This window comes from Cytophaga sp., from assembly GCF_051961495.1.
Classification (GTDB): Bacteria; Bacteroidota; Bacteroidia; order Cytophagales; family Cytophagaceae; genus Cytophaga.
In genome coordinates, this window is record NZ_JBQCDF010000100.1 from 1 (window position 1) to 2568 (window position 2568).

At 38.2% G+C, this 2568-nt stretch carries 2 protein-coding genes; one reads left to right on the forward strand and one right to left on the reverse strand.

Translation table 11 applies throughout. The features are described from left to right. Nucleotides 1–591: IS110 family transposase (locus ACTHJT_RS04670; RefSeq protein WP_440236694.1), on the reverse strand; the 591-nt coding region annotated here is incomplete at its 3' end. A gap of 576 nt (nt 592–1167) precedes the next feature. Between ACTHJT_RS04670 and ACTHJT_RS04675 the strand changes: the two genes are divergently transcribed. Further along, nucleotides 1168–2514: an IS110 family transposase gene (locus ACTHJT_RS04675; protein WP_440236695.1), complete on the forward strand. Its 1347-nt coding sequence runs from the start codon at nt 1168–1170 to the stop codon at nt 2512–2514. Nucleotides 2515–2568: the final 54 nt, after the last annotated feature.

The following is a 2568-nucleotide window of genomic DNA, read 5'->3' on the forward strand; positions in this document are numbered from 1 at the left end:
CTCTTCATCGTTCATTACGATTTGCATCATCTCAACTTCAATCGCTTCTATAATTTTAGTGTTGGCCTTGAGCTTTTGTTGAAGCGATTTTACTATAATATCTTTCTTGTTTTTTTCATACATATCTTCCCGTCCTTTAATGGAATTTTTGTAACCGGCATTTTCTCTTACCAGGCGCTTTCTAAAAGACAACAGCTCTTTAAGCCTTATTATTGCTGGATTTAAGGGCTTTGAGGGTTGTAATGATTTGTATTTTTCTTCTCCATATTGGGCTATACGAAAAGAATCTACCTGGTCATTTTTGCCTCTTGTTATTCCCATAGAATTTTTAATAGCTAGTCCCGGAACTCTTGCATAAACAATTGGATGAGCCTCGCAAAACTGCAAGAACTTGTACTCGTAACCGCCCGTGTATTCCAATACCAAAAAGCTTTCTTTCAAGTCAATATTCAATCGTCTGCACCATTTTAAAAATTGAATAAAACCTTCTGATCCGTTCCTGATTTTGATGTGCTCATTTAATTCTGAACAACTGATGTCCAATGTGTTTTTTGATACGTCAACACCTAACGTAAACTTCCATTTTTTCATTTTGTTTTACCTTTAATGGGTTATAAAAAAAATTGCTCTTGTCTAACACATTTGATGGTTCAAAGATATAATTCTAGATGGACCCGGAGCAAGGAAAGAAGCGGCAGGGACTAATACGCCAATAAGTTCTGTAAAACTAGATGGCAGGCAAGTTCACCCTGCCGCACTTTCAAAGTTATTAACATCATTAGAGGTTATTAACACCCCCTTAGAAACCCCCATTATAATAGTAGTAATATCTTAAGAATTAAAGGAAACTTGTCCAAAGGATGGCAGGGCATTTGAAAATCGTCTGCCCGAACCCTAATATGAAGTTATCATAAAAATCATTATCTAACTTTAGTAAGGCCAGTGCTTTACAAGTCTTGCTGTCGAATGGAGCATTACAGCCCCTCCCGAACTCTGGCAGAAATGTATAAAACAGGAGCATGCTTCCTTACAAGCATACTCCCTGATGAAAAATCAAATGGTGATCCCGGATTGAATTCAGGGAATCCCGCATGGAACAATCTTTCACTGTAAAGATACATTTCACTGTGCTGGTTTTTTTATTTATTTATTTAAAAACTTTTAAAAATGAAAAAGAAAAACAGTGTATCAATGGCTGTTGTAAATGAGCATGCAGCAGGCATTGATGTAGGCTCACGGCAGCATTATGTAGCTGTAGGACAAGAGCCGCAGGATGTAAGAACATTCAATGTTTACACTAAAGATCACAAGGCATTAATTGAATGGCTGCAACAAAAAGGGATTGCTACGGTTGCACTGGAATCAACAGGCACCTATTGGCAAACCTTATTCAGCAGTTTGCAGGCCGCAGGGTTTGAAGTAGTATTAAGTAACAATTATATTAAAGATCCACAACGAAAGACCGATACAAAGGATGCCCGCTGGTTACAAAAAATGCATACGCTTGGTTTACTGAAACATTCTTTTATTCCCAGTGAAGAGGTTGCCCGGTTACGTAGCTATCATCGCCACCGCAGTAATATCGTTACAGCCGCAACAGCGCATACACAGCATATGCAAAAAGCCTTGCGGCTAATGAATCTTCGTCTCGATGTAGTATTATCAGATCTTACCGGCCTTAGCGGAACAAAAATAATAGAAGCTATTCTGTCTGGTGAAAGAAGTGGAGAGGCCCTGTCCAAATTAGCACATAACAGAGTGAAAAAATCAAAGCAGGAAATTGCCGATTCACTGCAGGGTGATTGGAAAGAAGAACAATTGTACATACTCCAGGATGAATGGACAATGTATAAAAATTGCCAGCAAAGAATGATTAGCTGCGACCAAAAAATAGAAGCCTTATTAAAAACAATGATCCATAAAACAGCATCCCTGCAGGAAGCAATAGCAACAAAGCCGGTAAAAGAAAAAAAGCATCACTCCAAAAATGCACCTGGCTTTGATGCTGCCTCCTTAAGTCGTGAGTATTTTGGTGTTGATTTATTAAGAATAGAAGGTGTTGCCTCCAATACGGTTATGACTTTTATATCTGAAGTAGGCAGTGACATTTACAAATTTCCAACAATGAAAAATTTTACCAGTTGGTTGCGCCTGGCACCGAACAATAAAAAAACAGGCGATAAAGTATTTTCTTCCCGCACGCCGAAAGGCAAAAGCATTATGGCCAATGCATTCAGAGTAGCTGCCAATACGGTTGCCCAAAGGAAAGACGGCGTATTAAAAAAGATATTTAGCCGCATAGCCTATAAAAAAGGCAGATCAGCCGCTATCACAGCAGTGGCACGACGGCTGGCAGAAATTTTCTGGATAATGACAGTAAAAAAGCAGGAGTATCAACCTAAAAATGAACAGCTATATGAAGAGCAGATAAAAAAAAATGTTATCAAAAACATTCACAAAAAAATCAGGAGGTTTGGATTAACGACTGAAGATATACTTCTGGTAACTAATTAATTTACTGATGATTAAAATTGGTTAGATGGAACCTTCAGCCGAATGTAGAATAAA

Bases quoted from the DNA above. Each gene is read 5' to 3' on its own strand.
- ACTHJT_RS04675 (WP_440236695.1), top strand. From the start codon at position 1,168: ATGAAAAAGAAAAACAGTGTATCAATGGCTGTTGTAAATGAGCATGCA.